Source organism: Psychrobacter sp. TB20-MNA-CIBAN-0197 (assembly GCF_040309765.1).
Lineage (GTDB): Bacteria > Pseudomonadota > Gammaproteobacteria > Pseudomonadales > Moraxellaceae > Psychrobacter > Psychrobacter submarinus.
In genome coordinates this window covers 1-254 of record NZ_JBEOPC010000997.1, presented here as the reverse complement: position 1 = coordinate 254, position 254 = coordinate 1, and the positions used below count along the sequence as shown (strand labels likewise).

Here is a 254-nt window from a genome sequence, read left to right as displayed (position 1 = left end):
CAACAAGGGCGCGGGAGAGGGCTAGGGTGAGCGCACAACGATAAGAAGGCTCACCCGATGACCGCCATGACCCCGTGCCTGGATCGACCCGGATTTTTGCCCAGGCTTTCTTCGCATCATCAACCTCGCAGCCGTTTGAGCGCACCTTTGCTGGCATCCAGCGCGCGGGTGAAGCTGTTGTGCGCGCCCGCGGGCAGTGGCAAAACCGCACTGCTCACCGAATGTCTTCTTCAGGCGCGTGCAGAGTGCGAGGC

At 62.6% G+C, this 254-nt stretch carries 1 protein-coding gene; it reads left to right on the top strand.

All coding sequences use genetic code 11. The features are described 5' to 3' along the window. Positions 1 to 74 precede the first annotated feature (74 nt). On the top strand, positions 75 to 254 hold a 180-nt coding region (locus AAEY83_RS16885), incomplete at its 3' end, for a hypothetical protein (protein WP_351060952.1).